Annotated in this window: 18 protein-coding genes, 1 tRNA gene and 1 pseudogene; 11 read left to right on the plus strand and 9 right to left on the minus strand. The window is 72.6% G+C overall.

Translation table 11 applies throughout. The features are described from left to right. From CP967_RS01835 to CP967_RS01860, 6 genes are all read left to right on the plus strand, one after another. A complete protein-coding gene (locus CP967_RS01835) occupies nucleotides 1–1,134 on the plus strand; it encodes a Glu/Leu/Phe/Val dehydrogenase dimerization domain-containing protein (RefSeq protein ID WP_150486226.1) in 1,134 nt (377 codons plus the stop codon). Then, entirely contained in the window at nucleotides 1,134–2,846 is a 1,713-nt protein-coding gene (locus CP967_RS01840) for an AMP-binding protein (RefSeq protein WP_150486227.1), read from the plus strand. The genes CP967_RS01835 and CP967_RS01840 overlap by 1 nt, the downstream gene beginning before the upstream one ends. Nucleotides 2,847–2,885: 39 nt before the next feature. Continuing rightward, nucleotides 2,886–4,208, plus strand: a complete 1,323-nt coding sequence (locus CP967_RS01845; RefSeq protein WP_150486228.1) for a pyridoxal phosphate-dependent aminotransferase — start codon at nucleotides 2,886–2,888, stop codon at nucleotides 4,206–4,208. Nucleotides 4,209–4,244: 36 nt separating this feature from the next. Next, nucleotides 4,245–5,195: a fumarylacetoacetate (FAA) hydrolase gene (locus CP967_RS01850; RefSeq protein ID WP_150486229.1), complete on the plus strand. Its 951-nt coding sequence runs from the start codon at nucleotides 4,245–4,247 to the stop codon at nucleotides 5,193–5,195. 170 nt (nucleotides 5,196–5,365) lie between these two features. Then, on the plus strand, nucleotides 5,366–6,778 hold the full coding sequence (locus CP967_RS01855; protein WP_150486230.1) for an NtaA/DmoA family FMN-dependent monooxygenase: 1,413 nt from the start codon (nucleotides 5,366–5,368) through the stop codon (nucleotides 6,776–6,778). Between the two features lie 91 nt (nucleotides 6,779–6,869). After that, nucleotides 6,870–8,237, plus strand: a complete 1,368-nt coding sequence (locus tag CP967_RS01860; protein ID WP_150486231.1) for an LLM class flavin-dependent oxidoreductase — start codon at nucleotides 6,870–6,872, stop codon at nucleotides 8,235–8,237. A 204-nt stretch (nucleotides 8,238–8,441) separates the two neighbouring features. On the opposite strand, the gene CP967_RS01865 is transcribed toward CP967_RS01860, so the two are convergent. Next, a complete protein-coding gene (locus CP967_RS01865) occupies nucleotides 8,442–9,641 on the minus strand; it encodes an acyl-CoA dehydrogenase family protein (RefSeq protein ID WP_150486232.1) in 1,200 nt (399 codons plus the stop codon). Nucleotides 9,642–10,040: 399 nt separating this feature from the next. Further along, a complete protein-coding gene (locus CP967_RS01870) occupies nucleotides 10,041–10,412 on the minus strand; it encodes a winged helix-turn-helix transcriptional regulator (protein ID WP_150486233.1) in 372 nt (123 codons plus the stop codon). A gap of 84 nt (nucleotides 10,413–10,496) precedes the next feature. On the opposite strand from CP967_RS01870, the gene CP967_RS01875 reads away from it, so the two are divergent. Continuing rightward, nucleotides 10,497–11,405: an NAD(P)-dependent oxidoreductase gene (locus tag CP967_RS01875; RefSeq protein WP_150486234.1), complete on the plus strand. Its 909-nt coding sequence runs from the start codon at nucleotides 10,497–10,499 to the stop codon at nucleotides 11,403–11,405. 206 nt (nucleotides 11,406–11,611) lie between these two features. On the opposite strand, the gene CP967_RS01880 is transcribed toward CP967_RS01875, so the two are convergent. After that, nucleotides 11,612–12,070 (minus strand): RrF2 family transcriptional regulator, encoded by a 459-nt coding sequence (locus CP967_RS01880; RefSeq protein ID WP_150486235.1) that lies wholly within the window; start codon nucleotides 12,068–12,070, stop codon nucleotides 11,612–11,614. 457 nt (nucleotides 12,071–12,527) lie between these two features. Here CP967_RS01880 and CP967_RS01885 point away from each other — a divergent pair, with 457 nt between their 5' ends. From CP967_RS01885 to CP967_RS01895, 3 genes and pseudogenes are all read left to right on the plus strand, one after another. Continuing rightward, nucleotides 12,528–12,887 carry a hypothetical protein gene (locus CP967_RS01885; RefSeq protein WP_150486236.1) on the plus strand — a complete coding sequence of 120 codons (360 nt, stop codon included), beginning with the start codon at nucleotides 12,528–12,530 and terminating at the stop codon, nucleotides 12,885–12,887. A gap of 195 nt (nucleotides 12,888–13,082) precedes the next feature. After that, nucleotides 13,083–13,313 (plus strand): annotated as a pseudogene (locus CP967_RS35050) (mycothiol transferase); the annotation flags it as partial. A gap of 44 nt (nucleotides 13,314–13,357) precedes the next feature. Continuing rightward, the gene (locus CP967_RS01895) at nucleotides 13,358–16,123 is read left to right on the plus strand and encodes a helix-turn-helix transcriptional regulator (protein WP_150486238.1); all 2,766 of its coding nucleotides are present in this window, start codon (nucleotides 13,358–13,360) and stop codon (nucleotides 16,121–16,123) included. 195 nt (nucleotides 16,124–16,318) lie between these two features. On the opposite strand, the gene CP967_RS01900 is transcribed toward CP967_RS01895, so the two are convergent. Together CP967_RS01900 and CP967_RS01905 are read right to left on the minus strand one after the other, a co-directional pair. After that, nucleotides 16,319–20,089, minus strand: coding sequence for an RICIN domain-containing protein (locus CP967_RS01900; protein ID WP_150486239.1), 3,771 nt, complete (start codon nucleotides 20,087–20,089; stop codon nucleotides 16,319–16,321). Between the two features lie 223 nt (nucleotides 20,090–20,312). Then, nucleotides 20,313–20,762, minus strand: coding sequence for a peptidase inhibitor family I36 protein (locus CP967_RS01905; RefSeq protein WP_150486240.1), 450 nt, complete (start codon nucleotides 20,760–20,762; stop codon nucleotides 20,313–20,315). Between the two features lie 246 nt (nucleotides 20,763–21,008). Between CP967_RS01905 and CP967_RS01910 the strand changes: the two genes are divergently transcribed. Then, nucleotides 21,009–21,332, plus strand: a complete 324-nt coding sequence (locus CP967_RS01910; RefSeq protein WP_229888587.1) for a chalcone isomerase family protein — start codon at nucleotides 21,009–21,011, stop codon at nucleotides 21,330–21,332. 130 nt (nucleotides 21,333–21,462) lie between these two features. Here the strand turns inward: CP967_RS01910 and CP967_RS35345 are convergent, their stop codons facing one another. From CP967_RS35345 to CP967_RS01925, 4 genes are all read right to left on the minus strand, one after another. Beyond that, nucleotides 21,463–22,005, minus strand: a complete 543-nt coding sequence (locus CP967_RS35345; RefSeq protein WP_425281761.1) for a DUF7507 domain-containing protein — start codon at nucleotides 22,003–22,005, stop codon at nucleotides 21,463–21,465. Continuing rightward, nucleotides 21,900–23,483: a DUF7507 domain-containing protein gene (locus CP967_RS01915; RefSeq protein ID WP_150486241.1), complete on the minus strand. Its 1,584-nt coding sequence runs from the start codon at nucleotides 23,481–23,483 to the stop codon at nucleotides 21,900–21,902. The genes CP967_RS35345 and CP967_RS01915 overlap by 106 nt, the downstream gene beginning before the upstream one ends. A 641-nt stretch (nucleotides 23,484–24,124) precedes the next feature. Then, nucleotides 24,125–24,198 (minus strand) — tRNA-Pro (locus CP967_RS01920). A gap of 47 nt (nucleotides 24,199–24,245) precedes the next feature. Then, the gene (locus CP967_RS01925; protein WP_150486242.1) at nucleotides 24,246–26,900 is read right to left on the minus strand and encodes an ATP-binding protein; all 2,655 of its coding nucleotides are present in this window, start codon (nucleotides 26,898–26,900) and stop codon (nucleotides 24,246–24,248) included. Between the last annotated feature and the right edge of the window lie 66 nt (nucleotides 26,901–26,966).

A 26,966-nucleotide genomic window follows, 5' to 3' on the forward strand; every position in this document is an offset into this window, starting at 1 on the left:
ATGAGCACAGCAGTGGGAGAACCGCAGGACCCCGCCCTCACCGTTCATCTGAACGGCAGCGGCGGTCACATCAAGGGCTGGGTGGTCGTCGACACGCTCGTCGACGGCCTGGCGATGGGCGGCACCCGGATGACCACCGGGGTCACCGAGGAGGAAGTCGCGGGCCTCGCCCGGGACATGACCGAGAAGTTCACCCTGGCGGGGCTGCGCATCGGCGGCGCCAAGGCCGGGATCGTCGCCGACGCCACGAATTCCGGGGGCGCGGGCCGCGACGAGGTCTTCCGCACCTTCGGCCGTACGGTGAAACCGCTGCTGCACGGCGGCATCCACCTCGGCATCGACATGGGCGTCACCCCCGCCGACCGGGCCGTCTTCTTCGAGGAGGCGAAGTACGACCCCCGCTACCGGCTGGGCGCCCCGGACATGCCGATCGACTGGCGGACGTACTACGAGCCGCTGATCGACGCCACCGGCCACGGTGTCGGGGTGGCGGCGGTCACCGCCCTGGAGGCGAGCGGCCGTACCGGACCCGCCCGGGTCGTGGTGCAGGGGTTCGGCGCGGTGGGCCGGGCGGTGGCGCGGTTCCTGGAGGAACGCGGGCACACCGTCGTGGGCGTCGCCGACGTCCGGGGCACAATCAGCGCGGACCGGCTGCCGGTGGCCGGACTCGTCGCCGCCACCGACCGGTTCGGGGCCGTCGACCGCAGCCGGCTGCCGCAGGACGTGAAGCTGTCCGGCGAACCGGACGCCTGGCTCGACGTGGACGCGGACATCCTGATCCTGGCCGCGCAGAAGTACGCGATCAACGCCGAGAACGCCCACCGGCTGCGGGCCGGCCTGGTGGTCGAGGGTGCCAACCTCGCGTCCAGCGCGGCGGCCAAGGAGAAGGTGGCCGCGTCGGGGGCCGCGCTGGTCCCGGGCGTGATCGCCAACATCGGCGGCGCGGCCTCGGCCGCCCTGGCCGTCACCCGGGTGGTCCCCTTCGGCCTGGAGGCCGCGGCGCGCAAGGCATGGGTCTTCGACTGGGTCGGCGACCGGGTGCGGCAGAACACCCGCGACCTGCTGGAGATCGCGGCCTCCCGGGCCGGCGACCCGCTGCCCGAGCTGCTCGCGGCCCGCCGGAAGGAGCGCTGATGGGCACGGCGGCGAAGGAGCGGCCGGCCGGTGCCGCGGAGGCCGCTCCCGGCGGACGTGCCGCCGAGTACCGCCGCCGCGGCTGGTGGCGGGACGAGACCTTCCTCGACGACCTGCACCGCCGGGCCCGTGAGCACCCGCACCGGCTGGCCGTCGCGGGCCGGCGTGTGGCGGAGTCCCGTACCGACACCCTCGACTACGCCGAACTGGACCGGCTCACCGACCGGTTCGCGCTGGCCCTACTGGAACTGGGCGTGCGCCGGGGCGACTTCGTCGCCGTACAGCTCCCCAACCGGTGGGAGATGGTGCCGCTGATCTTCGCCTCCATCCGGGTCGGCGCGGCCGTCGTCCCGATCTCGCCCCTCTGCACGAAGGAGGAGCTGCGCCACCGGCTCGGCCTCACCGGGGCCCGGGTCCACATCACCCTCGCGAAGTGGTCGGGCGCCCCGCTGGCGGAGACCGCCACCCGTCTCAGCCGCGAACTCCCCTCCCTGGCCCATGTGCTGGTGGTGGACGGACCGCTGCCCGAGGGCGCGCTCCCCTTCCACGAGCACTTCGTCGCGAACGAGCGGGAGGGGCGGGAAGGTGCCGCCGCCCGGCTGGACGGTCTGGCGCTCGGTGCGGACGACCCGTTCGTGGTCCTGTTCACCTCCGGCACCACCGGCCTGTCCAAGGGGGTCCTGCACAGCCAGAACACGGTGTACTCGGCCGTACGCGGGTACGCCGACGCGTTCGGAGCGGGAGAGGGCGGGGACGGTGCCGGCTGGGTGGCGGCGGTCTCCACACCGCTGGTCCACTACTCGGGGTTCGCGCAGGGTGTCCTGGCCGCGGTCATGCTGGGCGGCACCGTCGCCTTCCAGGACGTACGGCGCAACGAGGCGCTCCTGGACCTGGTGGAGCGGTACGGGGCGACCCTGCTGTACGGGCCGCCCGCCACCCTGGCCGATGTGGCCGCCTCCCAGCGCGCCGAGCGGCGGGACACCAGCACGCTGCGCCACGTGGTGATCGGTTCGGCGCCGGTCCTGCGGGAGCTGGCCGACGAGGTCCACGAGACGCTCGGCGCCCGTGCCCACTCCCTGTGGGGCATGTCGGAGAACGGTCCCGTGACCACCACCCGGCCCGAGGACCCCGACGGCTGGTCGGCGCGGAGCAACGGCCGTGCGATCGACGCCATGGAGACCCGGATCGAGACGTCCGGGGCGTACGGGGCCCCGGACGCCGCGGGCTCCGTCGGGAGGCTCAAGGTGCGGGGCGCGTCGCTCGCTCTCGGATACCACCGGCGCCCCGAGGCGTTCGCCGCCGAGCTGGACGAGGAGGGCTGGTTCGACACCGGCGACCTCGCCCGGGACGACGGCCGGGGCGGCATCCGCATCGTCGGCCGGGCCCGGGACGCCGTCCTGCGGGACGGGCGGGTGGTGCCGATGGCGGAACTGGAGGCGGTGATCGGCAGCCACCCGGAGGCGGCCGAGGCCGCGCTGGTGGGGCTGGAGGCCGCGGACGGGGCGGGCGCTGTGCTCGTCGCGGTCGTGGTCCCGCGCGGTGGCCGGGGCCCGACGCTGGAGGAGGTCCGGGCCCGGGTCGCGGAAGCGGGCCACGACGCCCGCTTCCTGCCCGACCGGGTGGAACACGTCCCCGCCCTCCCCAAGACCCTGACCGGCAAGGTCCGCAAGGCCGAGCTGCGGAAGCGGTACGCCGCGGACGCCCCCGCCTGACTCCGTACACGTACGCCCCCGAGCACTGGAGCTGCTGCGATGCCCGAACCCACACCGGTCCCCATGTCGGCGACCCTCGCCGCCGACGAGGCCCTGGCCCGGCGGCGCCGGGCCGGGGAGCGGGTCCTGTCGATGGCGAGCGGGGAGATCGGCCTGCCCGTCCTCCCCGCCCTCGAGGACCGGCTCGCGGCGGCGGCCGGCGAGAACGCGTACGGCCCCGTCGCCGGAAGCCCCGCCCTGCGCTCCGCCGCCGCCGGGTACTGGGAGCGGCGCGGCCTGGCCGTCGACCCGGGGCTCGTCGTGGCGGGCCCCGGCAGCAAGCCGCTGCTGTTCGCCCTGCTCCTGGCCATCGGCGGGGACGTGATCGTGCCGGTGCCGGGCTGGGTGAGCTACGCGGCCCAGGCCCGGCTGGCCGGGGCGCGCTCCGTCCACGTACCGGTCCTGCCGGGGCAGGGCGGGGTGCCCGACCCTGACCGGCTGCGCGAGGCGGTCGCCGGCGCGCGGAGGGCCGGGCAGTCCCCCCGGGCGGTGGTCGTGACCGTGCCGGACAACCCGACCGGGACGATCGCCCCGGCCACCACCGTACGGCGGCTGGCGCGGGCGGCCCGCGAACTGGACCTTGTCGTCGTCTCCGACGAGATCTACCGCGACCTGGTCCACGACGGTTCCGGGCCGGCCGTCTCCCCGGCCCTGTACGCGCCCGAGCGGACCGTCGTCACCACCGGGCTCACCAAGAGCCTGGCGCTCGGCGGCTGGCGCACGGGGGTGGCCCGGTTGCCCGACAGCGGGCTGGGACGTGCCCTGCACACCCGGCTCACCGCGGTCGCCAGCCAGATCTGGTCCAGCCCGCCCGCCCCGGTGCAGACGGCGGCCGCGTACGCGTTCGGGGAGCCGCCGGAGGTCACCGAACGTATCGCGGCGAGCCGGCGGCTGCACCGGACGGTGGTGCGCGCGGTCGCCGCCCGCTTCACCGCCGTGGGCGCGACACTCGCCCCCGCCGCCGCGGCCTGCTACCTCTACCCGGACTTCGAGCCCCTGCGGGAGCACCTGGCCGAGGCCCACGGCGTGCACGGAGGCGACGGCCTGGCCGCGCTGCTCTCCGAGCGGTACGGGGTCGGCGTCCTGCCCGCCACCGCCTTCGGGGAGCCCGGCCGCCCCCTGCGCGTCCGCGCGGCGACCAGCCGCTTCTACGGCGAGACCGCCGAGCAGCGGACGGCGGCGCTGGAGGCGGTGGCGCCGGGGACAGCGGGACCGGCGGATCCGCTCGCCCTGCCCTGGATAAGGGAGTCCGTCGACCGGATCGGCGAGGTCCTGGCCGACCTGGCGGGGCCGCCGGTCCCCGCTCCCGCCCCGCGTATCTGAAGTCACCCGCCCATCCACGTACCGAAGGAGTCACCGATGTCCCACTCCCACCTCCCCGTCCTCTTCGAGGCCCGGTACGACGGCGCACGCCATGTCGGCTTCGGCCGCCCCGGGGAGAGCACGCGGCAGACCCTGTACCGGGTGGAGGACGGCCAGGTCGCCGCCGCCTTCATCGCCACCGACGGCTCGGAGGAGGCCCTGCGGGCCGTTCTCACCGAGGGTGCGGCGACCGTCGTCGTCACGGCCGGGGACCCTGGACTGCGCCTGCTGCCTCCCCTGCTCCCGCAGGCCACCGGCAACGCCCTGCTGAGCGGTTTCATGGGCACGCACAAGAAGAAGTGGGGCGGCGAAACCGCTCCGGAGGACGGGGAGTTCACCCCGCCCAAGTGGTTCTTCAAAGGGTTCGGCGACTGGGTGAGGCTGCCCGGCGAGGATCTGAACGTGCCCGCCCGGCCGGTCGCCCTCATCGAGGAGCCCGAGGTCGCCCTCGTCTACGTCAACGACGCCGACGGCACCCCGCACTACGCCGGCTACACCTTCGGCAACGACCTGTGCGACATCGGTCTGCACCGCCAGGACCCGGGCTACAACCCGTACTGCAAGCTGTGCGACACCGCCCTCTCCCCGTTGCTCTTCCTCGGCCCGCCGCCGCGTACGGTGACCGGCCGGGTCACCATCGTCCGGGACGGTGCGACGGCCTGGGAGGGCCCGTTCGACTGCGGTGACGACGCCCTCTACTACCGGGTGCACGAGATGGCGGACCACCTGCTCACGTTCCCGGCGGTGCGGCGGCCCGGGCTGGTCAACTACGTGCTCCTGGGCGCCGACGAGGCGAGCTTCCACGACGGGTTCCGGATCGCCGACGGCGACCGCATCGCCATCGACGTGAAGAGCCACGGGGTCGCCTTCGAGAACCAGGTGCGGTATGTCTCCACGCCCCCGGCCGCCACCCCGGCCGCCGCTCCCGCGCCTGTCACCACGGCATGAAAACCGCGTGAAGCAGGGCCGGTTGATCTGTGCAGACGGAGGCCGGCCCAGGCACGCTCTGAGGACCACCACCCCGGCCGCCCCGCTGCGACGCCGGACTTCACGGGGCCTCACGGGGCCTCACAGGGCTTCGCAGGACTTCGCAGAACTTCGCAGGAGGAGAGCGCACCGTGTCCGCCACCGCCAAGAAACAGGTGCATCTCGCAGCGCAGCTGCCCGGCATCCACAACGTGACCGTCTGGTCGGACCCGCGCTCCGGGAGCCAGATAGCCATCGACTCCTTCATACGTCTCGCGCAGACCGTCGAACGCGGCAGGTTCGACTTCTTCTTCCTTGCCGAAGGACTGCGGCTGCGCGAGCACAAGGGGGAGGTCTACGACCTGGACATCGCGGGACGGCCGGAGAACCTGACCGTGCTGAGCGCCCTGGCCGCCGTCACCACGCACCTGGGCCTGGTCGCCACGGTCAACGCCACCTTCAACGAGCCGTACGAGGTGGCGCGCCGGTTCGCCACCCTGGACCGGCTCAGCGGCGGCCGGGCCGGCTGGAACGTGGTCACCAGCTACGACGCCTTCACCGGCGAGAACTTCCGCCGGGGCGGCTTCCTCCCCGAGGCCGACCGCTACACCAGGGCCGCCGAATTCCTCACAGTGGCAAGGAAGTTGTGGGACAGCTGGTCGGAAAGCGATCTGAAGGCCGACGCGGTGGCGGGCGAGTTCGCCACCTCCGGAGCCGGCCGCTTCGCCCACCGGGGGCAGCACTTCGACATCTCGGGCCGGTTCACCACCCCGCCGGGACCGCAGGGCCACCCCGTGATCGTCCAGTCCGGCGAGTCGGACGCGGGCCGCGAGTTCGCCGCGTCCGACGCCGAGGTCATCTTCAGCAAGCACAACCGGATCGACGTGGCGCGGGAGTTCTACCGGGATGTGAAGCGGCGCCTGGCCACTTACGGCAGGCGCCCCGAGGACCTGCTGATCCTCCCCACCGCCAACGCGATCGTCGCCGACACCGACGAGGAGGCCGCCGCGTACGCGCAGGAGGTCAGCCGCGAGCTGGTCAGCCCGCAGACGGCGATCGCCCACCTGGAGGCGGTCTGGGGCCGCGACCTGTCCGCGTACGACCCGGACGGGCCGCTGCCCGGCATCGAGCCCGAGGACGACGCCCACTTCCTGAAGGGGCACTCGGTGTTCCGCAAGGGCCGGGCGGAGACGGCGCGGCAGTGGCGCAGGCTCGCGGAGGAACGGAACCTCTCCATCCGGGAGCTCGTCATCGAGGTCGGCGGGCGGCAGACGTTCGTCGGCAGCCCGCGGACGGTCGCCGACGCCATCGACGACTACGTCCAGACCGGGGGCGCCGACGGTTTCGTCCTCGTGCCCCACCTGACCCCCGGCGGCCTGGACGACTTCGTGGACCGGGTGGTGCCGATCCTTCAGGAGAAGGGGGTCCACCGCGACGACTACACCGGTACCACCCTCCGGGACCACCTCGGGCTGTCCGCCGCGCCCCGCCCGGCCGGGTGGGGCGGCCCCGGGCGGCCCCCGCTCGGCGCGGCGTCCGCGCGGCCGGAAGGAGAAACCCGGTGACCGGGCGGCCGTTCTCCCTGAGCCTCGACGGCACCCCGGCACCAGCCACACCCGGTCCTCCCGGACCGCCGACCTTCTTGAGGACCTCAGTATGACCGGCACCCCCGACCCGACCGGCACCCCCGACCCGACCGCCGTCACCAACCCGACCGGCGCCACCGACCCGACCGGCGCCACCGACCCGACCGGCGCCACCGGCACCCGCGGCGCCACCGGCCCGGAGGACGCCCCGGCCGCCGCCCCGGGCACAACCGCCGCCCCCCTGCACCTGGCCGTCGCCCTCGACGGCGCGGGCTGGCACCCGGCGGCCTGGCGGGAGGAGGGCGCCCGGCCGGGTGAGCTCCTCGACGCCGTGTACTGGGCCGGCCTGGTGGCCGAGGCCGAGCGGGGCCTGATCGACTTCGTCACCTTCGAGGACGCGCTCGGCCTCCAGTCCGCCGCCTTCCACCTGCCCGACGACCGCACCGACCAGGTCAGGGGCAGCATCGACGCGGTACTGCTCGCCGCCCATCTCGCCCCGCTCACCACGCACATCGGCCTGGTCCCGACCACCAACGTCACCCACACCGAACCGTTCCACCTCGCCATCGGCATCGCCACCCTCGACCACGCGAGCAGGGGCCGGGCCGGCTGGCGTCCGCAGATATCGTCCCGCGCGGCCGACGCCGCGCACTTCGGCCGCCGGACCACGCCCCAGCTCACCGAGGACGACGTGACCGACCCCGAGTCGGTCTCCCAGCCGCTGCGCGCGCTCTTCTCGGAGGGCGCCGAGGCGGTGGAGGCAGCCCGGCGGCTCTGGGACAGCTGGGAGGACGGAGCGGAGATACGGGACGCGGCGACGGGCCGCTTCCTCGACCGCGACAAGGTCCACCACATCGACTTCCGGGGCTCGGGCTTCAGCGTGAAGGGCCCGTCGATCACCCCGCGTTCCCCCCAGGGCCAGCCTCTGGTGGTGAGCCTCGCGCACGCCACCGTCCCGTACGAGTTCGCCGCCCTCAGCTCCGACGTCGTCGCCGTCACCCCGCACGACCGGCCGGGCGCGGCGGCGATCCTCGCCCAGGTCGCCGAGGCGGTGGAGCGCACCGGCCGTGACGTGACGGAACGCCCGCTGCGGACCTTCGCGGACCTCGTCGTCTTCCTGGACGACGAACCGGGCGTCGCCGCACGGCGCAAGGCCCGCCTGGACGAGACGGCCGGAGCGGAATTCGTCTCGGACGCCGAGATCTTCACCGGCACACCGACCGGACTGGCCGACCTCCTCCTGGACTGGCACTCCACCGGCCTGGACGGCTTCCGTCTCCGCCCGGGCACCCTCCCGCACGACCTCACGGCGATCACCAGGAGCCTGGTCCCGGAGTTGCAGCGGCGCGGGGCCTTCCGTACGGAGTACGCGTCCACCACGCTACGCGGACACCTGGGGCTGGCCCGCCCCGTCAGCCGCTACGGCAGAGCCGGCTGACACCCGGGGAAGGCCCCGGCGGGAGCGGCGCGCCTGGCCGGGCCACCTTCACCGTACGCATGGCTCCATCGGCCCCCTCCCCGCCCGAGGGCCTCATCCGTCCGGGAGCCTCATCCGGGCGCGCGCCGCCCGGCTCGCGCTCACGGCGGAGCCGCGCCGCCGGGGCTCCGCCGGCCCGCCGCCCGCCCCGGGGACGACGGGACCTCACGTCCATCGCGCCGACGTGGCGGCGTCGCAGTGCAGGAAGTGGTCGCCGATCGCACGCAGGGCGGGGCCGGCGGGCCCTCGGTCCGCCAGGACCCGGATGTTGCGCCAGAACCGGTCGAGCCCCTCGGCACCGGTGATGTCCAGGACGCGCTCTCCGATGGACAGGGCCGCCTTGACGGTGACGGCTTCGGCCGCAGCCACGAGTGCGGCGGTGTCCGCCAGCTGCTCCGCGTCCGGTGCCCGGCCCGCCCGGAGGGTTTCCGCCAGGGCGGAAGTGGCGTGCCCGGTGACCGCCGACGCGCTGTGGACGGCGAGGACCAGTTCCCCGACTGTCAGCAGCAGGTCGGCGTCCGCTCCGGGAGGCGGAGCGAGAAGGCCCTCCCCGCCGCCTCCCGGCCGGGCGTGGGACGCCACCCGGCTGAGATCCCGTGCCTCCGCGAGCGCCCCCTGGGCCACGCCCAGGACCACATGGGTGAGCATGAGCCGCAGTGCGAGCGGCGCGACGGCTGCGAAGGGCGCGACCGCGTACTCGTCGTGCGCGGCGGTCCCCAGCACGTCGTCCACGCCGATCGGGACGTCGTCGAAGCGGACCGTGCCCGCACCGGCGAGCCGCTGGCCCAGCCGGTCGGACAGCGGAACGCGTCCGACGCCCGGATGGTGCGGGTCGACCAGGACGACACGGGACTCGCCGGTACCCGTACAGAACGCGTCGAGGACCAGCCGGTCGGCGACATCCACAGCCGTGGGCAGGGTCCGGACTCCGTTGAGGCGTAAGCCCCCGGCGGTGCGGGTGAGGAGGAGACAGGCACCGTCGTCGCGAGGGCGGGAGGCCCCGTCCGCGCCGGTCGCGCCCGTGTCGCCGGCCCACAGCCACCGCTCGCGCACGGCGCGGGCCTCCAGTTCGCCCACGCGGTCAGGGGCGGCGAAGAACCGTGCGCTCCAGGACAACACGTGGTGCCGGCCGAGGAGTTCGCCCATCGAGCCGTCCGCGGCCGCGATCCGGCGCACGATGGCGCAGGCATCCTCCCAGTCCATCCCGGCCTCCGTCCCGCCGGCCGCCGTGCCGGGCGGCACGAGGGCGGCCTGCAGACCGGAATCCCGCAGCCGTGCCACCTCGTCGTAGGGCGGCTTGCCCGCCCGGTCGCGGTCCAGCGCGTCCGTTGCCAGGTCGTCCCCGAGATCGCGGGCGACACGCATCCAGAACTCCGGCGTTCCCACCGACCCCACCCGCCATTCCCTATCATCCCTATTGGATTAGTAGGGATTAGCTTCGCGGGTACGGCTCCGTCCGGGCAAGTGGGTGCCCGCCAGTCGGACACGCCCGTCCCGCCGGAGGAGCCGGTGTCCGTCCGCACCGGGGTCCGCCGTCCCGGCGGGGGCGTCGCTCCATGAGCCGCGGCGCGCCTGGCGGTCATCGGTCCGATGCCGCGCTTCCGCGGCGGATGGCGGGAGGCCCGCCGCGGCCCGGCCGGGACGCTGATGACGGGCGCGCCGCGGACCGCCCGGCGGACGAACGGCCTTGCGACGCAGGGGACGTAAGAGCCGTCACGGTCCTCCGAGCCGAGCCGGAGGACGGAAGCATGTATCCGGGGATGCTCACCCGTGCGGGGTCTCGGCCACGTCGACCGTTTCGGATTCTTCGCGCCGTATCCGCTCGATCCCCCAGACGCCGAGCGGCCCGAGCGCTCGGTTGAGTGTGCGCCCGTGCTCGGTCAGGGAGTACTCCACCCGCGGCGGCACCTCGGCGTAGACCTTCCGGTGCACGAGACCGTCCTCCTCCATCTCACGCAGGTGCTGCGTCAGCATCTTCTCGCTCACCCCCGGCAGACCACGGCGGAGTTCAGCGAAGCGGCGTACCCGGTGGGCGTCGAGTTCCCAGAGGATCAGCCCCTTCCACTTACCGCTCACCACGTCGAGCGCAGCATCGATGCCACAGATGTAAGGCCCGCGTCTCGGCGCCCTGGCCATCATTGACCCCCCTTACGAAAAGGTAAGTACCGCAGAAAATAGTGGGTACTTCCAAGACTAGTAACGCTCTTCGAGCATGGAGGGGTGAACGAACGACAGAACCACACCACCGGACGAAACAGCGCTGTCACCGTGATCGGGCTCGGCCCGATGGGCCAGGCGATGACCCGCACCCTCCTCACCGCCGGCCACCCGGTCACCGTCTGGAACCGCACCGCCGGCCGGGCGGACGGCGTCGTCGCCGACGGGGCGACACGCGCCGCGACGCCCCGTGAAGCGGTCGAAGCGAGTGACCTCGTGATCCTCAGCCTCACCGACTACCGGGCGATGTACGACATCCTCGACAACGCCACCGCATCGCTCGCCGGCCGAACGCTGGTCAACCTGAGCTCCGACACCCCCGACCGCTCACGCGAGGCGGCGGCCTGGGCGGCGGGCCACGGCGCCGCCTTCCTCACCGGAGGTGTCATGGTCCCCGCGCCGATGGTCGGCGCGGAGGCGGCCCATGTCTACTACAGCGGCCGCGGCCAAGTGCTGGAGAGCCACCTGGCTGCGTTGACGCCGCTGGGAACACCCAAGTACCTGGGCGAGGACCCGGGCCTCGCCCAGATGATGTACCAAGCCCAACTCGCGGTGTTCCTCACCACCTTGTCCGGGCTGATGCACGCCACCGCGATGCTCGGCACCGCAGGAGTGAAGGCCGCGGAAGCGCTGCCGGAGCTGCTCTCCTCCGCCGACTCGATCGGCGACATCCTGAGGGCCGGTGAAGAGAACCCCGGCACCGCGCTCGACGCCGGAGAGCACCCCGGCGACCTCAGCACGGTCACCATGATGGGCGCGACGTCCGACCACATCGTCGAGACCAGCACGTCACTCGGCCTCGACCTCGCGCTCCCCCTGGCCGTGCAGGCCCACTACCGGCGCGCGATCGGGAACGGACACGGCAGCGACAACTGGACCCGCATCATCGACAGCATCCGAGAGCCGCGCTGACCCCACGCAGGACCGATGAGCACGTGCTCAGCCGCGACTTCGCCCGGCCCGCCGTCCGGCGAATCGTTCAGGAAGGAGCCGGGCCGCGGGCCCCGCGCCCGCCGGCCCCGGCCGGCCGGGTGTCCGGGAACGCCCGTCACCGTCCTGGAGCCGGCAGCAGAGGCCGCGCCCAGAAGAAGCGCCCGGCTCCTCTTCTGTTCGCAGCCCTACGGATTCGTCCAGGCGGCCGGGGCCTCGGCGAGCGCCACGACGTCGGCCGGCAGCCTGCCCGAAACGACATCGGCGAGGGACACTCCGTCCAGGATCTGGCGGACGTTGGCCCGCAGCGCGATCCACAGGGGGAGCAGCGACGCGGCGGGGCCCTTGTACGAGAGCTCGGGCGGGCGCACCCCCTGCACCGAGACCAGCGGACCGTCGACGGCACGGATGACGTCCGCGATGCTGATGGACTCCGCGGGTGCGGCCAGGCGGTAGCCGCCGTTGACGCCACGCTGGCTCAGCACGACTCCGCCCCGGCGCATGTCGTTGAGGATGCTCTCGAGGAACTTGTGGGGGATCTCCTGCGCGTCCGCGATGGCCTCCGCCTTGAGCGGTCCGGCGTCGGACGCCGCCGCGAGTTGCAGTGCGGCGCGCACCGCGTAGTCCGCCCTGGCTGAGATCCGCATGGGGACAGTATCCCGCACGGCAGGACGCGGCCGCGTTCCGTCCCGCGCGGCGTCCTCCGCCCCTTGACCCCCGGAAGCGGAGATCACCCCTCTTGTCTGTGCATACGTCCAGAAACCAGGGGGCACAGCACAGCACAGGGTGCCGCGCGTGCCGTTCAGGTGGGCGGTCACCGCCTGGTCCCCCTGGGGCGTGTCCGTGACACGTACGCCCAAGGGGCGCCGCCGGGTCAGGAGGCCGGCTCGCCAGGGCATGCCACGGTATGAGACCTGGCGGCCTTGCTCCGAGCTCGCAGATGCGGCCACGCACGTGCCGCTGTGGCCGGTTTACACTCTCGCCAGACATGGTTGAACGCGCAAGAATCCTGCCGGTCACCTTCAACCGGATGCCGGGGCGCCCGGGCAGTTGGCTTCGGTGCCTCCCCGGTGCCGTCACACGCAGAGAGAGTGGGTGGGTCGTATGTTCACCGCCAGGACCGGCCTCCGTATCGCGACCGGCGTCACGACCATGACGGTGGCCTTCGTCGGCCTCGGGGCCGGGGCTGCGAGCGCCGCCGGCTGGCCCCCGCTCCAGGAGGGCGCGTACCTCTACGCAGGTCCCACCGGGGAAGGGGCGGTGACGGAGGCCGACCTGGGTGACCTCGGCACATGCCACACGCTGGCCGTGCCGGCCCGCTCGGTCCAGATCGCCGCCGGTTCCGTGTCGCTGGAGCTCTACTCCGGGACGGACTGCGCCGCCGCCACACCGTGGCGTACCGGCTCGCTGGCCCGGACGGACCTGCCGTGGGCGATGCTGAGTTACCGGGTGGTACCGGCGTGACCGGGGTCCCCGCCGACCGTGACGGTTCCGGCACGCTCTCGGAACCCGGCCGGCGACAGGTGGTTCCCGTTCGACACCGGACGAGCACCATCTTGCCGGGATGAACTTCCAGGCCCCGTGACCTTGGGCGGTTTTCCCCGGACCACCTCCCGGGCGGGGAAGTCCGCGGCATCGGCCTCCTGGCATGATCACGCGATGAGTGACGATCAGCGCGTGCACCCGTCCGCGGTAGCCGGCGACCGGGCGTCACCGACCGCGTTTCTCGACTGCCCACGGGCGGCCCTTGTCATGAAATGCCGGAGGCTGACCGGCGAACAGCTGGCGCAGAAGGCGGTTCCGACCTCGGATCTGTCCCTCCCCGGGCTTGTACGGCACGCGGCCGAGGCCGAACGGAGCCGGTTCCGGGTGGTGTTGTCAGGCGAGTGGTGCAAGTCCCTGTGGCCGAGGATCGATAGGGAGCAGAGCGCACGATGGAGTCGATGGCCGGGGCCGTGGTCGGCCGGGAGCGGGAGCAGGAGGTGCTGGCCGGCTTCGTGCGGGATCCGGCGGGCAGGGCTCTGCTCCTGCGGGGTGACGCGGGTGTGGGCAAGAGCGCCTTGCTGGAGCACACCGTCCGCCTGGCAAGCGGGGGCGGGTACCGGGTGATCCGTGCGGCCGGTGTCGAGACCGAGTCGGAACTCCCCTTCGCCGGTCTGCACCAGTTCCTGTATCCGCTGCTGCCCTGCGTCGAGGAGCTGGATGAGGCCCGTCGGCGCGCTGTCGAGGTCGTCTTCGGCAGGAGCGGGAGCGCTCCCCCCTCGGTCATGGGTCTCGGGACAGCCGTACTCGACCTGCTCGCGCTCGCGGCGTCGCGGAATCCCCTCCTGCTCCTGCTCGACGACGGCCAGTGGCTGGACGCCTCCAGCACGCAGGTGTGCGGGTTCGTGGGGCGGCGGCTCGCCGGCATCCCGGTGAAGCTGGTCGTGGGGCTGCGCTCCGGTGTGCCCTCCGGTTTCGACACGGCGGCGCTGTCCGAGCTGCCGGTGGGCCCGCTCTCCGAGGCCGCCTCGGGGCAGCTCCTGGACACCCACCATGCCGGGCTCGGTCCCCGGATCCGCCGGCTGGTGCTGGAGGAGGCCCAGGGCAACCCGCTGGCCCTGCTGGAGCTGCCGTCCTACGTGCGCGGTACCGAGAGGCGACGCGACCTCGACTCCGTGTTCGGGTACACCGGCGTCCCGCTGTCCCAGCGCCTCCAACACGTCTACGGCGCGCGCATCGTGTCCTGCGGTGCCGCCGTGCGCGCGGAGCTGTTGCGCGGCGCCCTGGACGGTGCCGGAGCGGGCATGGCCGCTGACCGCACGCGAGGCACGCGCTACCGCATGGTGGACGTCGGGGAGGCCGCGGCCTGCGGTCTGCTCGATGTCGATCCGCTGCGCGGCGACTACGTCTTCCGTCACCCCCTGGTGCGTTCGACCGTCGTCCAGACGGCGACCCCCGACGAGCGCCGTGCGGCCCACGGGGCCCTCGCCCACCTGCACCGGGACGACCTGGAGCGGCGGGCCGCCCATCTGGCGGCCGCGACCGTGGACCCGGACGAGGAGGTCGCCTGCGCCCTGGAGGCGGCTGCGGAGTCCGCGACCCGGCGGGGTGGCGCGGTGGCGGCCGTGGCCTGGCTGTCCCGGGCCGCGGAACTGAGCGGGAGTCCCAAGGAACGGTCCAGGCGGCTGGGCGACGCCGCGTACATAGCCGGGCACTCGGGTCTGCTGGGCCAGGCCCAGCAGCTGATCCACTCGGAGACGGGGTCCGGTGACCACGATTCCCCGGCCTCGGTGGTCGCGTCCGGTTATGCCGCGCTCTTCGAGGACGGAGACGTACGGTCCTCGCGGCGTCAGGTGGTCGCGGCGATCGAGGGCATACGCGACGCCGGGGTGCGGGGGCCGGACGACGTGCTCACACGACTGGTGGACCTGCTCCTGGTCATCGACCAGTACGCCGGGGACGCAGTCACCTGGGAGCGGGCCCACGAGCTTCTCGCCTCCCTGGGCGACTCGGTGTCCTCGCGTTCGCGTATCTACCAGGACGCCTGGGGCGACGTGGTGCGGCGGGGCGCCGGCCTGCACGAGCGGGTGGAGCGCGCCTTCACCGGCCTCCGCCGGCCCGAACCATGGGACATCACCCGGCTGGGGGTCGCCGCCTACCACGTGGACACGCTCAGCCAGTACCGGCAGAGGATCCAGCGTGCCGTGGACCGCGAGGTGGAGACGGGGGCCGTGGCCGACGCCATGACCATGCTGCACCTGATCATGCTCGACCAGATCGCGGTCGGTGAGTGGGACGAGGCCGAGCGGACCGGACGGTACTGCCTGGAGGTGACGACCACGCACCGGCACGCGCTGTTCGTCCACCACACCCGTGCCTATCTGGGGCTGCTGGCGGCCCTGCGTGGCGATACCGGCCGCGCGCGGGAGTCGCAGGCCACGGTCGACGCCTGGGCCCGGCCCCGCGGCGTCGGCTTCCTCACCCAGATCGCCGCCGCCACCGGTACGGCCGCGGCGCTCGCCGAGGGGGACTACGAAGCCGCCTACCTCCATGCCTCCGGCATCACGCCTCCCGGTGTCTTCACGCCGTACGCCCATCAGGCATCCCGCACCCTTCTCGACCTCGTCGAGTCAGCCGTCCGCACCGGCCGCCTGGAGGAGGCCCGCCGGCATGCGGCCGCCGCACAGGACGCCGGCCTGCCCCGCATCTCCCCCCGTCTCGCCCTCATCACCTACGGGGCCCTCGCCATGACCGCCCCCGACACCGCCGAAGCACACCGGATGTACCACCGCGCCGAGACCCACCCCGCCGCCTTCCACTTCCCTTTCGAGCTGGCGCGCATCCGACTCGCCCATGGCACCCGCGTCCGGCACAGCCAGGGACGCGGGGCGGCCAGGCGGGCCCTGCTCCTGGCCGTCGAGGCCTTCGAGCGGCTCGGCGCGTCCACCTGGGCCGATCGGGCGCGAGCCGAACTCCATGCCGCCGGAGGGCCGCAGCGCACTGCGTCGGCGGACCTGGCGGTTCTGACCTGGCAGGAGCGCCGGATCGCCGACCTGGCCGCCGGCGGCCTGACCAACAAGGAGATCGGCGAACGGCTGCACCTGTCGCCCCGCACGGTCAGTTCCCACCTGTACCGGGCCTTCCCCAAACTCGGCATCACTTCGCGCGCCGCACTGCGCGACGCGCTGGGCAGGCTGCCCGGCGGCCGGGAGGGGTGAACGCGCTCCGGTTCGGCGGCCCGGCCCCGCGCGGGCATCCGTGCGCTCCTGGCGCCGGCCGCCGTACCCTGTGGCGGCCTTTGGGCACGACGGCGGCGTGGGTTGCGGAGGCTGTAGGTACGGCGGCGGGCCGCGGATACCTACAGCCGCCGTACCGTCACGCGTGCGGGCCGCGGGCCCGCCGCGTCCTGCCGGTCACACGCCGATCCCCTCCCAGTTCCAGCTGTCCGTGGGGATGCCGGGTACACGCGCGTTGACGGTCAGCTGCCGGCCCGGCCCGTGGTCCGTGAGGTAGAGGCGCTGGTCGGGTGCCGCAGTCGAGTGGTTGCTCAGGAAGCGTCCACCGGTCGTCGTGCACCACAGATAGCCGTCGTCGTTCGAGCGGAAGGAGTTCAGTGTGACCGCATCGCCGCTCCGCGGTTCCCGTGGACGGGCCGCCGTCGAGTTGACGTACTTCCCTCCCTGGATCAGGTAGTAGCAGAGGTCGTCGCCGGTCCGGCCCGCGTGGACCGCGGTGAACCGCCCACTGGACGCGTCGGTGTCCTGCCGCAGGTTCACCGGTGTGTTCTCCGCAGTGGAACCATCGGCGACGTCGATCAGCAGCGGGGTCGGCGCGGGTTCGTCCAGGGCGATCTCGTTCACGCTCGTCGCGTCGGCGGGCTCCTGGAGGAACCAGCGCTGGGAGGCCGAGCCGTCGGCGTCACGGCCGGCCAATGCCGCGCCGTCCCCGACGGTGGTGAGCATCTGCCCGGTGTGCCGGTTCTCCAGGGTCCAGGTGCCGTCTCCCTGGTAGGCCGGACGCCAGAGCTGGTCCTCCGGGTGGCCCCACCACAGCACCGTCCGGGCGTCCCGGGCTCCGCCTTCCTGCCCGAGGTAACGGCCGCTCACCCGGTGGAACAGCCGGTAGTACCCGGGGGACTCGGGGTCGGGCGACAGACTGAACGTCTGTGACGGCAGGTCGGCACGGTCGACCGGCCCGTCGGCGACGACGTGGGCGTCCCCACGGGAGGGCCCGGCCACACCGGTGGTGGCCGCGTTGCGGAGCACGGCCGCCTGAGGCGTGGCCGGCACCGCGTCGGCCGGGGGCTCCGGGGGGTCAGGCAGGTTCCCCAGCTCGTACAGGACGGGGAAGTGGTCCGACAGCGTCATGCCGCTGACCCGGCTCACTCCCTCGACGGTGGGTGCCGTGTCGTCGGCCTCCGTGACCGCGTAGTCGAGGATGCGCGGGGTGCTGTCCTGGATCGGAATGGTCGGGTGCGTCGGCTGCCGTGGTGCCCGGACGGTGTACACGCCGGGGAGGGCCTGCTCGAGAGCAGGGGCCAGAGGTCTCTCCGGTCGGGTACTCGCCGGGGACGGGACATGCGGGGGGCGGTTGTAGTCTCCCAGGGCGACCCAGGGCAGGGCCGTGCCGCCGGGGCCCGCGGTGGCCATCCGGGTCCGGATGTTCTCCAGCAGCCCGATGTCGTCGTTGCCCGTCCCGGACAGCCCGTGCACCGTGAAGTAGACGACACCGTCGACGGCGATCCCGAGCGCGGGGCGTCCGGTGAATCCGCTGTCCCGGCCGGCCGCGATGACGTACACGTCCTCCGGCCGGACCCGCGTACGGGACATGACGGCGAGGTTGACCCGGTTGACCGACGAGGTGCTGGAGTCCGTGTGCAGCCAGTACAGGTAGCCGAGGGGCCGTGCCGCCGTGCCTCCGTAACGGTATTCGCGGACGGGGACGTCCCCGCCGGCCCAGTCGAAGAACACGGGCGGGCGCTGCGGGATCTCCTGGAGGAAGGCGGCGCTTCCGGGCGGGGAACCGGCCTCCTGGAGGAGGATGACGCTCGCGCCGTTCTGCTGGAGCAGCGGCTGTATGCCCTGGCTGTACTTGCTCGTGTACGATCCGTCGCCGGTGCCCCCACCCTGCATGTTCCAGGTGACCACCTTGCGGCTGTTCGCGTCGCGGGGGTCCAGGCCGTCGCCGGTGTCCCGCAGGAACAGCGAGGGCCGGCCGCCCATGTCGCGGGCCGCCACTCCCTGCCCCGTGAAGTCCTGGGTCTCCCGGCCGGTCCAGTCGCCGATGGCCTGACCGTCCTGGCTCAGGGGACGGAAGCGGTTCGGATCGGTGTCGTCCGAGCCGAACTGATAGGCGGTGCCGGACTGCGTGCCGTAGGGCGCGTACGGGGTGAACGGCCCGCCCGGGACCGCCTGCTTGGTCAGCGTGTTGTCGTAGAAGACGTTCTGCGGCCCCGAGGATCCGGACCACTTGACGGCCTTGGGGCCGGCAGCCCACCAGATCGGGTACCAGGTTCCCTCGTCCGACTCGCCGCCCTCCCCTCCGCAGTTGGCCTCGCAGTTGCCCGAGCGGTGCTCGTAGGGGACCCGCAGGGTGTTCTGCTCGAAGAGGTTGTGGTTCTCCCAGCCCCCGTGCAGGTTCAGGTCCGAGTCCAGGTCGTTGCGGAAGGCGACGTTGCCGGCGGCCGACCACTGGAAGGTGAAGTGGCGCAGGTTGCGGCTGAGGTTGAAGGCGTAGAGGGAATCCCACACGCGGCTGCCGCGCAGGTAGCCGTTGCCGCCCTTCCCCTTGTTCCAGGCGCCGTCGAAGCTGTTCCGCTCGATCTGGAGGTTGCGCGCCGACTCGGTGACGATCGGATGGGAGCCGGTCATCCTGGCGTCCAGGCCGCGCGCCCAGCTGTTGGCGGCCCACTTGAAGACGATGCCGTGCATCGCGTACTCGGGCGCCAGGTTGCCGTAGTTGTGCTCGGCCTGGTCCGCGGTGAGCTGGTACGTACCGCCGCCCGGTTTCGGCAGGCCCGACATGTCCTGGGTGAAGGCGAAGTTCTCGAAACCGACCCCTTCGACCGCCTTCAGCGGGGTGACCTTGCTGGGGTAGGGCTTGTCACTCAGCGGGGCGGAGCCGTCCGACTCGGAGTCGACGGGGACGTCCCACTCCAGGGCGCGGTCCAGAGTGACTGTCCTGGCCGTGTCGTCGGTGCCGGTGACACGGAACATCTGCTGGCGCATGTGGAGGTTCTCCATCGCGCCGCGGTCGGTGACACCCTGCTGTTCGTAGAACGCGACGCTGTTGGCCGCGCCCACCCAGACGTAACCGCCCTGTGTGAACTTGCCCATGTCGGCCTTCGCGTCCAGGTGCACGACGTTCTGCCCCTGGCGGGCCGCGTATCCGGGGTCCTCGGGGGCCGCGGCCACCTTGATGCCGGAAGCCCAGTGCTGGTTGACGCTGCCCTCGAAGAGATCCTTGCGGTTGGCCGGGGCCGCCTCCCAGTCGTCCTGGTACCGGGTCGCCACCTCCCGGGTCTGCACCCGGAACAGCCCCCGTCCCGGCCATATCCAGCCGCCGGTGCCGGCATCGCTGCCGCTGCCCGCCTTCATGCTGTTCTGGTCCCAACGGCCGTTGACGACCGTGTCGTAACGGGTGTCGGTGTCCGGCCGGAACACCAGTCGTGTGCCGCCGTCGCCGGAGCCCTGTCCACGCACGATCAGGAAGTCCGCGTCCACATACATCTGCCGGGACACATCCACGCGCCCCGCAGGCAACGAGATCAGCGAGAGCCGGTCGTAACCGGCCTGCGGCGAACACCGGTTCCGGATGTCGTCGATCGCCCTCTGCAGCCCGGTGGTGTCGTCGGCCCCGTCGTCCGCCACCACCTGGTAGGTGGAGGCGAGTTCGTCCGGCGTGATGCGGCAGGACGCGTCGCCGGTCACGGCCTCGTCCCCCGGCAGGGACAGACCACCTCGGTATCCGGCGCGCGACCAGTCGGGCAGTCCCGCGGCCGGGGTCGCGCGGTTGGCGTGACCGAGATCCGGTCCGTCCGCCCCTGGACCGGCCGTCGTCGAGGCGGGGGCGGACGAGGCGGGGGCCGGTGCGGCCAGGGCGGCCGCCGTCGGGGCGAGCACCGGGACCGGGAAGGCAAGCAGCAGGCCGGACAGGAGTGCGGCCGCTGGTCGGAAACGTCTCACGTGACCTCTTTCTGCGTCATCGTGTCGCCCCCTGGTGTGAAGGGGGCCGGGTGGGAGCCCGGGAGCCCGCCCCGCCGACGGCATCGGGCGGACGTGACGGCCGGGCGTGGCTGTGGGGCGGAGTCACACGCATCCCGCCCCCGGCTCGCGGACATGAGCCGGGGGCGGGATGCGGTGGCCGGGAGGGCCCCGACGGGTCGTGCCCTCGGGGCGAACCGGGCTGTCACGGGCAGTAGAAGCGGAAGGACGAGATCCTGTCGTTGTAGATCGCTCCGGGGGTGCCGAAGGTGTAGTCGCCCTTCAGACCCCAGTTCCACGATGGTGCGAAGTCCACGTCGGAGGGGTGGAACTCACCCTTGGGGTCGTCCCAGAACTCCACCTGGCACTGCGAGTTGTTCAGCCAGGACGACACCTGGTTGTCGGCCGGTGAGCCGTTCAGGAAGGAGGCGTCGGTGAGTCGCACGATCTTCGTGTTCCCGCCGGCCGCAGGCGGGGTGACAATCAGCTTCGAGCCCGTTCCACCACCGTTCTGGTAGAGGCAGAGAGCCCAGTCCGGACAGCCGTCGTAGGGAGGGTTGGCCGCGGACGCCGGCGCCGCCGACAGCAGCAGCGCCGCTCCGGTGAGCAGGCCCGCGCATACGGTCGCGGCCGACGAGAACGGTTTCGCTGTCATGTGATTCCACTTTCCGGGTCGTGCCGGAGCTGAGTACCCGTGGGCGGTGGGCCGGCAGGTCACGTCCGCCGTGACGGTCCGGTCGTGCGACAGCCACCACAGGCATGCTTCCGGGTTCCTGGTGAGGCCGTCCTGCCCGGCTTCACGGAGGAGATGCTGTCAGCGGCGACCTTGTCGGGCTTCAGTCAAATGACTGCTGCCGGAACACGGCGTCGGCGCTCCGGGCGGAAGCAAAAGGCAGCGCCGGTGGCTGACGAACGACTTGGTGCCGAGTGGCTTCGCGGCTGGTGTGAGCAGGCGGAAGCGGCGCTCGCGAAGCTGATGGAGTCGTTTCAGGCACGGCATGGCTTCGAGCCGGGCAGCAATGTGATCGTGCACGTTCCGGACGCGAGCCGTCGGGCCACCGACGCGCTTGTGGAGCTGACGCCGGTTCCCTCGGACCTGGCCACGATGCACTGGGTGGTCGCTGAGGTCTCCTTGCCCGATGTGGAGAACGGCTGCTTGTCCACCCGGCCGCGCTTGTCGCGGAGCGCTTCTGCGAGTACGGCGCCGTCCAGATCGATCAGGTGACGCCCCTTCTCCCGATCGGTCAGGAAACCTCGCGAAGGACGCCGTCCCGGGCCGGAAGCCCGGGACGGCGTCTCCCTTTTCGACGGCCCCGCGTCTGCCGCAGTGGTGCGGCTGACGTTGCCGGGACGTGTCAGGCGCTCTTGTGGTGCTTGCAGCCGCCCTTGTGGCCCGGTTTGCCGCATTCCGGCTTCGGCGGGCATGTGGCCTTGACCATGACGGTGGCCGTGGCGGGCTCGCTGGTGACCTCTGTGCCCTGCGAATCGGTGGCACCGGCCTGGGCGACGTTCGTGATCCGGCACTTGACCGTGCCCTTGTCGCCTCCACCGCCACGCGTGGTGGCCGTCCGGCAGAGTTCGATGTCGGCCGGGGTGATCCGGTAGGTGCCGTGGCAGGTGGTGCTCGCCCCGGGCGCCAGCGTGGTCGCGTCACAGACCACCGCGGCGACCCGGTTGTCCGCCACGTGCACGTCGTGCAGCAGGGTGCTGCCGGTGTTGGTGACCGTGTACGCGTAGCGGACCTCGGAGCCGACCCGGAACGGGCCGTCGGAGACGACCTTCTTGTGGAGCGTCAGACGGGGCTGCCCGACGGGGAGGGTCTGGTACGTCTCCGGCGAGGTGACGGTCTGCCCGACCGCGTACGGGCCGGGGGTCTCGACCCGCTTCTCGACCGAGATGCCCGGCGCCCGCTCGATGGGCACGGTCTCCGACGAGGGCGGGGAGGTGACCGGATCGCCACCTGACGTTCCGGTCGCCGTGGCCGTGTTGTCGATCGAGCCGTGGTGACATCGGCGGGCGTCACCGTGTACGTCGCCGTGCAGGTGACCGTCTCCCCGGGCACGAGGCTTGTCACCGGGCAGGAGACCGGGCCGGTCTTCGGATCGTCGACGGCGAGGTCGTCGATGGTCGTGCCGCCCGAGTTGGTGACCACGAACTCGTAGGGCACCTGGCTGCCGGCCGTGAGGTCGCCGGGCAGCGGCTGCACGGCCTGCTTCACGGGATTCAGCCGGGGCAGCGGCCGTTCGGTGCGCACGGTCACGTTGCGGATGAGGTGGGTGTCCGTGAACAGGCCGGTGGAGGCGGCGAATCCGAACTTGTAGGTCGCCGGTACGGGGTCCGGCGCGTCGGTCTGGAGGACCTGCTGGGAGCCGTTGCCGTCGTTGAAGTCGATGGACACGGTGACCTGCGGGTCCGGTGCCGGGGTGATCACCACGTGGACGCGGCGGCGCGAGGGCTCCAGGTCCTGCTCGGCCTGGACCGGGTCGCCCGACACCTCGGTGGTCGGTCCGTGCAGTTGGCCGGGCAGGGTCGAAGGCCAGGGGCCGGTGGTGGAGAAGTTGCTGGTGGTGGCGGTGAGGAAGCAGTACCCCTCGATGCCGTCGCCGGGGCCGCGCAGCGTGACCATGTTCGGCCCGGGTGCGGGCACATGGAACGCCGTGCCCGCGGGCGAGCGCCGGTCGGGCGGGCAGCCGTTGCCCCGGTGCTCCCAGTCGCCGAAGTAGTTGCCGAGGACGTCGAGCCCGACTCCCAGATAGCCGCGGTCCACGCCGGGCAGGAACTCGGCGTTCGGGTCGTCGTCGGGCAGCTTCTGCGCGTAGCCGAGGCTGCCGCCGAAGGCGCCGGGGTGGTCCAGCTCCGCCTCGCCGTCGACCAGGAAGAACGAGATGCCGTCGGCCGGGGCGATGGCACCCGTGGTGGTGCCGTACTGCCACTGGTCGAAGGTGACGTCCAGACCGTCCTCGGCGGGCAGCGCGTGGTTGTAGAGGACCGCGCCGGACTGGTCGTTGGAGGATTCCGTCAGCCGCAGGTAGCCGCGCGGGGCGGCGTCGTTCGGCGGCTGGGGTCCGATGCCCGCCGTGGAGCCGCCCAGCGGGTGGTTGCCGGGCCCCGGCAGGACGTCAACCCCAGGCGCTCCGGTGAGACAGGCCGAGCCGACCCCGGTGAACTCCGGGGCCGTGGCCTGGGTGAAGGTCTCATCGAGCAGGGTGGAGCCGCTTTGGCGCGGCTGCGCGTGGGCGAATCCGCCGGTGCCCAGGGTCAGGGGGCCGGCCACGCCGGGGGCGAGAGTCAGCGCCGCCGTGGTCAGTCGCGGCGCCCGCCTGCATCCGGCGACCAGCGACGAGCGTTGTTTTCGGGTTCGGGTTATGCGCAGCATCCATAGCAGTCACGCTATGTCACCGGTTGTTGCCAGGTGCCGTGTCCCGAATGAGCACTCGTCCAGCCGCACCACACGCCCCGATTCCCACCCGCTACGACAAGACTGCCCGGTCCTCCGTGGCAGCTGTCGCTCTCGCCTCCCTTGAACTGCTCGACGAACCGGCCGTCACCCTCCTTGGCGGGCGCGTTCGCCACGATGGTGTTCCCGGCCTGCCCTCACACGCTCCCGGACCAGCCGGCGCTGGTGTACCCACCGTCAGCGGGCATCCTCTGCGGGCACCGCGCAAGGGGCACCTCGCCGTCCCCGCCGGGCTGACCGACTGCGGAGCATGCTCCTGGGAAACACAGGCGGGACGGGCGCGAACCGTCCCCGGCACAGGCTCTGGAAAGCGGGGAACTCACAGCGACGCCGAAATGGCCGAGGCGCGTACGGGCACACGGCAGTAGCTGCCGTGGCTGCGCTCTCGGCCCGCTTCAGCGCGCTGCGCGCACCGCCGAGCCCCATCGTCATGACCCGCTGACCGACCGACCCGGTCAAGAACACCGGACCACCATCTGGTCCCCAACTGGTCCCCAAAAATGATCAAGGGCCGGTTTCGGATTGCTCCGAAACCGGCCCTGATCTGCGACTCTCACGAGTCGGGACGACAGGATTTGAACCTGCGACCCCTTGACCCCCAGTCAAGTGCGCTACCAAGCTGCGCCACGTCCCGCTGCGTTCTCCCGGCGTTCCGGGTGACCGCGCAGGACAAACATTACCTCACTCCGGGGACCGGATCGACGCGCGTGCCTGCTGGGCGCGGTTCGCGAGTGTCTCGGCGCCGCACGCCGTGGCGAGTTTGTGGGCTCGGGCCAGCTCCTTGGCGGAACGGGTCGCCGCGCCGTACTCGAAGCGGGCCAGGGCGTGCTCGTAGGCGGAGGAGGACCTTTCCAGGTGGCGGAGGGAGTCGGCGAGCAGGCGGACGGCTTCCTCGGGCGGGGCGAACAGGGCGAGGCAGCGCAGGGCTTCGCCGATGGCGGTGTCCGTTCCGAAGCGCTCGGCGTGGGCACGGGCCCGGGTGGCGATGCCCTTGGCCCGGTCCGGGTCGGTGTCGGCGAGCGCACGGGCGAGATCGCCCGCCCAGGGAGCCCAGACACCGTTGAACCTGCCGCGTGGTTCCAGCGCGGCGCCCGCCGCCTCCAGTTCGGCCACGGCCTCCTCGATGCGGCCTTCGGCCAGCAGCAGTCTCCCGTGGACGCACGGGGCGTCGGGCAGCACCATGGCGCCGGCCGGATAGGGCGGGCCGAAGTCGTACCGGTCGGCGATCAGCCGGGCGTCGGCGGTACGCCCGCGGGCCAGCAGCGTGTCGATGAGCAGGCAGGTCGCGTCCCAGTGGACGGGCAGTCCGCTGCCTGCCCGGTCGGCGAGGCGCAGTCCCTCGCGCAGGAAGCCCTCGGCCTCGGCGAGCCGCCCGCGACGGCGGTGCACCAGACCGAGCAGGGTGTGGGCGAACGCCAGGTGGGCGCCGCTCCAGCCGGAGATCTCGAAGGCGCGTACGGCTTCGCCGAAGAGTTCCTCGGCCCGGTCGAGGCGGTCGGTGAAGGCATAGGTGATACCGACCATGGCGGGCAGTTCGAAGCCCCACTCGGTGTCGGTCCAGCCGAGCCCGCGTGCGGGCCGCCCGTCCACCAGAGCCCGTTCCAGGAAGTCGACGACCATCTCCGCGTTCTCGCCGCGCAGCATGGCGTCGAAGGCCCGCAGGGTGAGCAGGGCTCGTTCGGCGTTGTCCCGGCCCTTGAGGTGGTCGGCGATCCGGGCGAGCCTCGCCGAGCGGGCGGGCCCGTCGTCCTCGGTCGCCTGCATGCCTTCCCAGAGGAAGTGGGCGGCCTGCAGGCACATCAGTCCGGGGCCGGGTTCCGTGCGGGCGGCCTCGGCGGCGAGTGAGAGGGCGGCTTCCTTCAGCTGGTTGTTGTGGGACAGGGCGGCGGCCAGCCGGAAGGTGGCGTCGATGCGCAGCGTCCCGTCGAGGCCCGGTGTGTCGAGTGCGGCCCGCAGGTGCTGAACCGTGGTGGACGGTGAGCTGAGCAGGGTGGCGCAGCCCAGTTCGTACTGGAGGACCGCCCGTTCGTGCGGCCGGGGCGGTTCGGCGAGGGCGCATTCCAGGCAGCGCCGGGCGGCTTCCGGCGCGCCGACGGCGAGGTGCTGGCCGGCTGCCTCCCGGAGCTGCGCCACCACCTCCTGGTCGTCGTCCGGGTGGACCTCCAGAAGGTGCCGGGAGGCCGCGGCGGCGCCCATGCCCGCCTCGGTGACCGCCCATGCGGCCCGTCCGTGCATGGCCGTACGGGTGGCGGGCGGGATGGAGCGGTAGACGGCGCTGGCAATGAGCGGGTGGACGAACTCCAGGGGGTCGAACCCGCTGACGATACGGGCGTCGCGCAGACGGGCCGTGCAGTCCGCGGCCTCCGCGGAGCTCATCCCGGCGAGCCTGGCGGCGAGTTCCTGGGAGATGTCGGTGCCCAGCACGGCCGCCGCCCAGGCGAAGCGGTTGGCGTTGGTGCCCAGCCGTTCGAGGCGGGTGACGAGCCCGCTGCCCCGGGCGGAGGCGCCGAGTTCGCGCAGCAGTCCGGCGGACTCCTCCACCGGTGGCATCTCGTCGTCCTGGGCCTTGGCGACGAGTTCGACGGCCTCGTACGGGTTGCCGCCGGTGACGGCCCAGACCTCGCGGCAGAACGGGTCGTCCGCGTGCTCACCCAGTGTCGCCCGGACCAGGGCGGCCGTGGCGTCGGGGGTGAGCGGGCGCAGGGCCACCCGGGTCAGCGCGGGGCGGCCGGAGCCGTTGCGCGGATCGCGCTCGTGCGTCCAGTCGGCGTTGCGGTCGGCGAGCTCCTGCGGGCGGTGGGCCTGGACGACCAGGACCGGCAGTTCGGACAGGCGCAGGGTGAACCCGGCGAGCCAGGCGAGGGATTCGCCGTCCGCCCAGTGCGCGTCGTCCACCATCAGCAGTAAAGGCCGGTGACTGCTGCGGGAGGCGAGGCGGGAGACGAAGAAGTCCAGCCCGTCCCTGACCCCTTGGGGGTCGGGCTGCGGGCCGCTCGGCTCGGCGAGGCCCAGGGCGGGCGCGGTGATCTCGAACCAGTCACCGAACAGGGCGCGGACCTCGTCCGGCGGGAAGAGGTCCAGCGCGGGCTGGAGCAGTTGGCGTACGACGTGGAACGGGACGGACGTCACGGTCTCACCGCCCCGGGCGGACCAGACGGTGCAGCGGTCGGCGGCCATGGCGCGGATCTCGTCGAGCAGCGCGGTCTTGCCGATGCCCGCCTCGCCGGTGAAGACCAGGAGCCCGCCGGCTGCCTGCCCGCCGCAGAGGGCGTCCACCGCTTCTGCGGCAGCGGCGAGTTCGGGTTCGCGCTCGTACAACGGCCGGGACGGCTTCATGCCTCCCCTTCCCAAGGTGGTTGCGGAGGGCTACGAGCCTAGTCGTGTGCGCCCGCCCGCGACCAG

Source organism: Streptomyces nitrosporeus (genome assembly GCF_008704555.1).
Lineage (GTDB): Bacteria > Actinomycetota > Actinomycetes > Streptomycetales > Streptomycetaceae > Streptomyces > Streptomyces nitrosporeus.

Bases quoted from the DNA above. Each gene is read 5' to 3' on its own strand.
- CP967_RS01835 (WP_150486226.1), top strand. From the start codon at position 1: ATGAGCACAGCAGTGGGAGAACCGCAGGACCCCGCCCTCACCGTTCAT.
- CP967_RS01840 (WP_150486227.1), top strand. From the start codon at position 1,134: ATGGGCACGGCGGCGAAGGAGCGGCCGGCCGGTGCCGCGGAGGCCGCT.
- CP967_RS01845 (WP_150486228.1), top strand. From the start codon at position 2,886: ATGCCCGAACCCACACCGGTCCCCATGTCGGCGACCCTCGCCGCCGAC.
- CP967_RS01850 (WP_150486229.1), top strand. From the start codon at position 4,245: ATGTCCCACTCCCACCTCCCCGTCCTCTTCGAGGCCCGGTACGACGGC.
- CP967_RS01860 (WP_150486231.1), top strand. From the start codon at position 6,870: ATGACCGGCACCCCCGACCCGACCGGCACCCCCGACCCGACCGCCGTC.
- CP967_RS01865 (WP_150486232.1), bottom strand. From the start codon at position 9,641: ATGCGTGTCGCCCGCGATCTCGGGGACGACCTGGCAACGGACGCGCTG.
- CP967_RS01870 (WP_150486233.1), bottom strand. From the start codon at position 10,412: ATGGCCAGGGCGCCGAGACGCGGGCCTTACATCTGTGGCATCGATGCT.
- CP967_RS01880 (WP_150486235.1), bottom strand. From the start codon at position 12,070: ATGCGGATCTCAGCCAGGGCGGACTACGCGGTGCGCGCCGCACTGCAA.
- CP967_RS01885 (WP_150486236.1), top strand. From the start codon at position 12,528: ATGTTCACCGCCAGGACCGGCCTCCGTATCGCGACCGGCGTCACGACC.
- CP967_RS01895 (WP_150486238.1), top strand. From the start codon at position 13,358: ATGGAGTCGATGGCCGGGGCCGTGGTCGGCCGGGAGCGGGAGCAGGAG.
- CP967_RS01905 (WP_150486240.1), bottom strand. From the start codon at position 20,762: ATGACAGCGAAACCGTTCTCGTCGGCCGCGACCGTATGCGCGGGCCTG.
- CP967_RS01915 (WP_150486241.1), bottom strand. From the start codon at position 23,483: ATGCTGCGCATAACCCGAACCCGAAAACAACGCTCGTCGCTGGTCGCC.
- CP967_RS01925 (WP_150486242.1), bottom strand. From the start codon at position 26,900: ATGAAGCCGTCCCGGCCGTTGTACGAGCGCGAACCCGAACTCGCCGCT.